This is a genomic window from Actinophytocola sp. (assembly GCF_035634895.1).
Taxonomy (GTDB): domain Bacteria; phylum Actinomycetota; class Actinomycetes; order Mycobacteriales; family Pseudonocardiaceae; genus Actinophytocola.
The window spans coordinates 21,014-27,796 of sequence record NZ_DASQCC010000159.1 but is presented as its reverse complement, the minus strand read 5'-3'; the positions used below and the strand labels follow the sequence as shown (position 1 = coordinate 27,796).

The 6,783-nt window shown below is 73.6% G+C and carries 4 protein-coding genes; 1 reads left to right on the top strand and 3 read right to left on the bottom strand.

Translation table 11 applies throughout. The annotated features are described in order from the left end of the window. From VET29_RS24045 to VET29_RS24035, 3 genes are all read right to left on the bottom strand, one after another. Positions 1 to 1,427, bottom strand: a 1,427-nt coding sequence (locus tag VET29_RS24045; RefSeq protein ID WP_324924275.1) for a precorrin-2 C(20)-methyltransferase, incomplete at its 3' end; no start/stop codon positions are given. After that, the gene (locus tag VET29_RS24040; RefSeq protein ID WP_324924273.1) at positions 1,424 to 2,041 is read right to left on the bottom strand and encodes a precorrin-8X methylmutase; all 618 of its coding nucleotides are present in this window, start codon (positions 2,039 to 2,041) and stop codon (positions 1,424 to 1,426) included. The genes VET29_RS24040 and VET29_RS24045, both read right to left, overlap by 4 nt. Beyond that, a complete protein-coding gene (locus VET29_RS24035) occupies positions 2,038 to 3,198 on the bottom strand; it encodes a precorrin-3B synthase (RefSeq protein WP_324924271.1) in 1,161 nt (386 codons plus the stop codon). The genes VET29_RS24040 and VET29_RS24035 overlap by 4 nt, the downstream gene beginning before the upstream one ends. 24 nt (positions 3,199 to 3,222) lie before the next feature. Between VET29_RS24035 and cobN the strand changes: the two genes are divergently transcribed. Next, complete coding sequence (gene cobN, locus VET29_RS24030) at positions 3,223 to 6,780, top strand: cobaltochelatase subunit CobN (RefSeq protein WP_324924270.1); 3,558 nt, start codon at positions 3,223 to 3,225, stop codon at positions 6,778 to 6,780. Positions 6,781 to 6,783 lie beyond the last annotated feature (3 nt).

Below are 6,783 nucleotides of genomic sequence, written 5' to 3'. Positions count from 1 at the left end.
AGCAGGCACCTCATGTCCACCGTGGACGTGTCCAGCGTGCCCAGTGTCACCACCGAGACCGACTCCGTCTCGCCGCCCACGTCGCGGCCCACCACCACCGGCGTGTCCGGGGTCCGGTGTGCCAGCAGCAACTCCTTCGCCGCGTCCAGCTGTGTCCTGCGGGTCTTCGACGCCGGGTTGTAGATCGCGATCACGAAGTCCGCCGCGGCCGCCGCGGACAACCTGCTCGCGATCACCTCCCACGGCTTCAACCGGTCCGACAGCGACACCGTGCAGAAGTCGTGGCCCAGCGGCGCACCGGCCTTGCTCGCCACCGCCTGCGCCGCCGTCAGGCCCGGCACCACCCGCACCGCCACCCCGGGCCAGTCCTCCGCCACCTCCAGCACCGCGCTCGCCATCGCGAACACCCCGGGGTCGCCCGACGACACCACCGCCACCCGGCGGCCCTCCTGCGCGAGCGTCAGGGCGAACGCCGCCCGCTCCGCCTCCACCGTGTTGCCCGACGCGTGTCGCCGCTGCCGCGGGTTCGGCGGCACGCGGTCCAGGTACGGGCCGTAGCCCACCAGGTCATCGGCCCACGCCAACGCCTCCTGCGCCTCCGGGGTCAGCCACGGACGTCCCGCCGGGCCGAGGCCGACCACCACGACGCCGCCCGTGCCGGTCCGCGCCGGCGCGGACCACGTCGCCGCGGTGTCCGCCGCTCGCCTGCTCGGGAGGAGCGCCACCGAGAAGTACGGGACGGTGTTCGGGTCCACCTCGGACAGCGGCATCAGGCGTTGTTCCGGCCACGTCGCGCGTTCCACGTACACCGCCTCGTCCAGGCGGCCGGCGTCCGTCATGGCCTTGCGGACCTTCTCGAACGTTCGGCCGAGCTTCAGCACCGCCGCCGAGTCCGTTGTGGACAGACGGTCCGCCAGGACCTCCGGCGGCAGGGTGCCGGGGAGGACCGTCAGGATCTCCTCGCCCTCCACCAACGGGCGGCCGGCCACGGCCGCCGCCGCGCTCACCGACGTCACCCCGGGCACGACCTCCGTGCGGTACCGGCCGGCCAGGCGGGTGTGCATGTGCATGTACGAGCCGTAGAACAGCGGGTCACCCTCGCACAGCAGCACCACGTCGCGGCCGGCGTCCAGGTGCGCGGCCAGCTTCGCGGCGCTCTCGGCGTAGAAGTCCGCCAGTGCGCCGCGGTACCCGCCGGGGTGGTCGGTCGTCTCCACGGTCAGCGGGTAGACCAGTGGCTCCTCGATCTGGTCGCCCCGCAGGTGCGGTGCCGCGACGCCCCGCGCGATGCTGCGGCCGTGCCGGGCGCTGTGGTAGGCGATCACGTCCGCCTCGCGGATCAGCCGTGCCGCCTTGAGCGTCATCAGCTCGGGGTCGCCGGGGCCCAGGCCCACGCCGTACAGGGTTGGCTGGGTCGCCGTGCTCATTCGACCTCGCTCGCGATCGCGTTGACGGCGGCCACGGCCATCGCGCTGCCGCCGCGGCGGCCGTGCACCACCAGGTACGGGACGGTCCGCGTCGCCACGGCCACCTTGGACTCCGCCGCGCCGACGAAACCCACCGGCAGCCCCAGGATCGCGGCCGGCGCGGGCGCGCCGGCGTCGATCAGCTCCAGGAGCCGGAACAACGCCGTCGGCGCGTTGCCGATGGCGACCACCGCACCGGTCAGCCGGTCGCCCCACAGGTCGAGCGCGGCCGCGCTGCGGGTGGTGCCGAGCCGTTCGGCCAGTTCGGGCACCCGGGGATCGCCGAGGGTGCAGACGACGTCGTTGTCCGCGGGCAGCCGGCGGCGGGTGACGCCCGAGGCGATCATCTGGGCGTCGCACAGGATCGGGGCGCCGGCGGCCAGCGCGGCGTGGGCCTTGGCGACGACGTCGGGGGAGCACGCGAGGTCGTCGACCAGGTCGACCATCCCGCACGCGTGGATCATGCGCACCGCCACGCGTTCGACGTCCGGTGGCAGGCCGGTGAGCGCGGCCTCGGCGCGGATGGTCGCGAACGAACGCCGGTAGATCTCGGCGCCGTCCCTGAGGTAGTTCATCGATCTCCTTCGGTCACCGAGTAGCCGTGGCCGGTGGCCACCACGTCGACCACCGCGCCGCGGGGGCGGCCGCACCGGCGTGCGCAGCCGGACCAGTGGACGGGCAGCGTCGTGCCGGGAACGGGGGCGGCGTCGGCCCGCACGTCGGCGAGCGCCTTGGCGCAGCCGGGGCGTCCGGTGCACGCGGTCACCCGGGCGAGCGGATCGCCGGGGTCGAGCAGGAGCCCGGTCCCGCGCAGCCGGTCGCCGACCTCCTCGACCCGGTCGGCGGGCAGGTCGGCGACCACGAGGCGCCGCCACGGGGTGATGACCAGTGGTGCGCCGGTCGCGGTGAGCGCGGCGGCCTGGCGCCGGTCGAGCCAGCCGAGCGGCGCGCCGGCGACGAGGGACACGAGCCCAGCCCCCTGGTCGACCAGCCCGACGCCCTGGCGGGTCCCTTCACGACGGTCAACGGCCGCCTGTCCGTCGTCCTCGGCGCCGCCGCGCCGCGGGGCACCGGGCGGGCCGGCAAGGTGCGCGGCGAGCCGGCGCGGGCCGTCCGCCAGCTCGGCGACCCGCCACTCGTGCTCGCGCAGGGTGAGAAATGTCTCCGCGCAGGCCAGCATCAGGGCCGGGGCCCCGTCCACCGTGGACCGCAGGCCGGCGTCCTCGCCGTCCAGCAGCACCGCCGCGGTGTTCTCGCTGGTCAGTACCGCCGCGATGTCGGCGCCCAGCCAGGCCACGTCGCCGCGGCCGTCGTCCACCGCGAACAGGAAGCGGCCCGACAGCCCGGCGAGCCGCGGACGTGCGCACAGCGCTTCGTCGAGGGCCTCGACCAGGGGCCGAACATCGGCGAACCCCGCCCCGTCGCGGCCGGTCAGCGGGGACGCGAGGACGTTGCGGACCCGCTCGTGGGTCGCCGACGGGAGCAGGCCTGCCGAAGCCAGCCTGGTGCCCAGCTCCACCCCGTCCGCCAAGCCTCGGACCTGCAGGTTTGCCCGGGAGGTCAGCTCGATCGTGCCATCGCCCAGCTCCGCCGCACCCGTCGCGATCGTCCGGAACGCCGCCGCCGTCAGCTGGCCCCCGGGCACGCGGACACGCGCCACGGCGCCGTCGGCGGCCTGGTGTGTGGCGAGGACCCCAGGACAGGAGTCCTCCGAATGATTCCGGGTTGGCACGGACCGAATATAGAGTCGGATGTCGTGATCCTGCTGCTCTCGACCTCCGACACCGACCTCCTCTCGGCGCGGGCCAGCGGCGCCGGCTACCGGCTCGGCAACCCCGCCCGGCTCGGCGTCGACGCCCTCCCGGGCCTGCTAGACGGGGTCGACCTCGTGGTCGTCCGGCTGCTCGGTGGCCGCCGAGCCTGGGAGGAGGGGCTCGACGCGTTGCTCGCCGGCCCGCGCCCGGTCGTCGTGCTCGGTGGGGAGCAGGCGCCCGACGCCGAGCTGATGGAGCTGTCCACCGTGCCCGGCGGCGTCGTCGCCGAGGCGCACGCGTACCTCGCGCACGGCGGCCGCGACAACCTGCGCCAGCTCGCCTACTTCCTCTCCGACACCGTCCTGCTCACCGGGCACGGGTTCGCGCCGCCGGTGCCCACCCCCCTGTGGGGTCGGCTCGACCGGACCAGCGGGAACGCGCACGGCCCGACGGTCGCCGTGCTCTACTACCGCGCGCACCACATGGCCGGCAACACCACGTTCGTCGAGACCCTCTGCGACGCCATCGAGGACGCCGGTGGGCAGGCGTTGCCCGTCTTCTGCGCCTCGCTGCGCACCGCGCCGGACGACCTGATCTCCTTGCTGGGCACGGCCGACGCGCTCGTCGTCACCGTCCTCGCGGCCGGCGGCACCACCCCGGCCGCCGCGGCGGCCGGGGGAGACGACTCCTGGGACGTCGGCGCGCTCGCCGCCCTCGACGTGCCCATCATCCAGGGTCTGTGCCTCACCTGGAGCCGCGCCGTCTGGGCCGAGAGCGACGAGGGACTGTCCCCTCTGGACACCGCGACCCAGGTCGCCGTGCCGGAGTTCGACGGGCGGCTCATCTCGGTTCCCTTCTCCTTCAAGGAGCTCGACGCCGACGGCCTGTCGGTCTACGTGCCCGACCCCGAACGTGCGGCCCGGGTCGCCGGCATCGCCGTCAAGCACGCGATCCTGCGGCACGTGCCCGCGGCGGAGCGCAAGGTCGCGGTCATGCTCTCGGCGTATCCCACCAAGCACGCCCGCATCGGCAACGCGGTCGGGCTCGACACCCCGGCGAGCGCGGTCCGCCTGCTGAACGCCTTGCGGGACAACGGGTACACCGTCGGCGATCTCCCCGGTCTCGAGTCGAACGACGGCGACGCGCTCATCCACGCGCTCATCGAGGCGGGCGGCCAGGACCCGGACTGGCTCACCGAGGACAAGCTCGCCGGCAACCCGGTGCGGATCGGGGCGGCCGACTACCGGGCCTGGTTCGCCACCCTGCCGGACGATCTCCGCGCGCACGTCGAGCAGCACTGGGGTCCGGCGCCGGGCGAGCTGTACGTCGACCACTCCCACGATCCGGCGGGCGAGATCGTCCTCGCCGCACTGGAAGCGGAGAACATCGTCGTGATCGTCCAGCCGCCGCGCGGGTTCGGCGAGAACCCGGTGGCGATCTACCACGACCCGGACCTGCCGCCGAGCCACCACTACCTCGCCGCGTACCGGTGGCTCCGCGACACCTTCGGCGCACACGCCATGGTCCACCTCGGCAAGCACGGCAACCTGGAATGGTTGCCCGGCAAGAACCTCGGCCTGTCCGCGTCGTGCGCGGCCGACGCCGCGCTCGGCGACCTCCCGCTCATCTACCCGTTCCTCGTCAACGACCCGGGTGAGGGCACGCAGGCCAAGCGTCGCGCCCACGCCACGCTCATCGACCATCTCGTGCCGCCCATGGCCCGCGCCGAGAGCTACGGCGACCTCGCCCGGCTGGAGCAGCTGCTCGACGAGCACGCCTCGATCGCCGCGATGGACCCCGCGAAGCTGCCGGCCATCCGCGCCCAGATCTGGACGCTCATCCAGGCCGCCAAGCTGGACCACGACCTCGGTGTCGGGGACCGGCCGCACGACGTGGAGTTCGACGACTTCCTGTTGCATGTGGACGGTTGGCTGTGCGAGGTCAAGGACGCCCAGATCCGCGACGGCCTGCACGTGCTCGGTGTCGCGCCGACCGGTGAGGCACGGGTGAACCTGGTGGCCGCCATGCTGCGGGCCCGCCAGATGTGGGGCGGCGAGGCCAACGCGCTGCCGGGCCTGCGGGAGGCGTTGGGGCTCAACGAGGACGGCTCCGCCGGACGGTCCACGGTGGACGAGATCGACGCGACCGCGCTGGCGCTGGTCTCCGCCATGGAGGCCGGCGGGTGGCGCGAGGTGGACGACAGCCTGCCACCGGCCGTCGTGGACGTCCTGCGGTTCGCCGCCACCGAGGTGGTGCCCCGCCTGGCACGCACGACCGACGAGCTGGACAACGTGCTGCATGCCCTCGACGGCGGCTACGTGCCCGCCGGGCCGAGCGGATCTCCCTTGCGTGGCCTCGTGAACGTGCTGCCGACCGGCCGCAACTTCTACTCCGTCGACCCGAAGGCGATCCCCAGCCGGCTGGCGTGGGAGACCGGCCAGGCCATGGCGGACTCGCTCCTGGCGCGCTACCGCACCGACACCGGGGAGTGGCCACGGTCGGTCGGCCTGTCGATCTGGGGCACCTCGGCCATGCGCACGGCCGGCGACGACATCGCGGAGGTGTTCGCGCTCCTGGGGGTGCGGCCGGTGTGGGACGAGGCGTCCCGCCGGGTGAGCGGCCTCGCGGTGATACCGTCCGCCGAGCTCGGCCGGCCGCGCATCGACGTCACGGTCAGGATCTCCGGTTTCTTCCGCGACGCGTTCCCGCACGTCGTCCACCTGCTCGACGACGCGGTCCGGCTGGTCGCCGCACTGGACGAGGACGAGGCCGTCAACTACGTGCGCGCGCACGTGACCGCCGACCTCGCCGAACACGGCGACGAACGCCGCGCCACCACCCGCGTCTTCGGCTCGAAGCCGGGGTCCTACGGCGCCGGCCTGCTGCCGCTGATCGACAGCCACAACTGGCGCGACGACAAGGATCTCGCCGAGGTCTACGCGGTGTGGGGCGGCTTCGCGTACGGCAGGGGCCTCGACGGCAGGGCCGCCCGCGAGGACATGGAGGCCGCGTACCGCCGCATCGCCGTCGCCGCCAAGAACACCGACACGCGTGAGCACGACATCGCCGACTCCGACGACTACTTCCAGTACCACGGCGGCATGATCGCGACGGTGCGCGCGCTGACCGGCCGTGCGCCCGCGGCCTACATCGGCGACAGCACCCGCCCGGACGCCGTGCGTACCCGTTCCCTCACCGAGGAGACGGCGCGCGTCTTCCGGTCGAGGGTGGTCAACCCGCGCTGGATCGCCGCCATGCGCAGGCACGGCTACAAGGGCGCGTTCGAGCTGGCGGCCACGGTGGACTATCTGTTCGGCTACGACGCGACGACCGGCGTGGTGACCGACTGGATGTACGAGCAGCTGGCCCAGACCTACCTGCTGGACGAGGAGAACCAGAAGTTCCTCGCCGAGTCCAACCCGTGGGCCATGCACGGCATCGCGGAACGGCTGCTGGAGGCCGCGGAACGCAAGCTGTGGTCCCAACCCGACGAGAACACGTTGAACGCGCTCCGCGCCCTCTACCTGAAGACGGAGGGCGACCTGGAGGCCGGAACCTAGGTT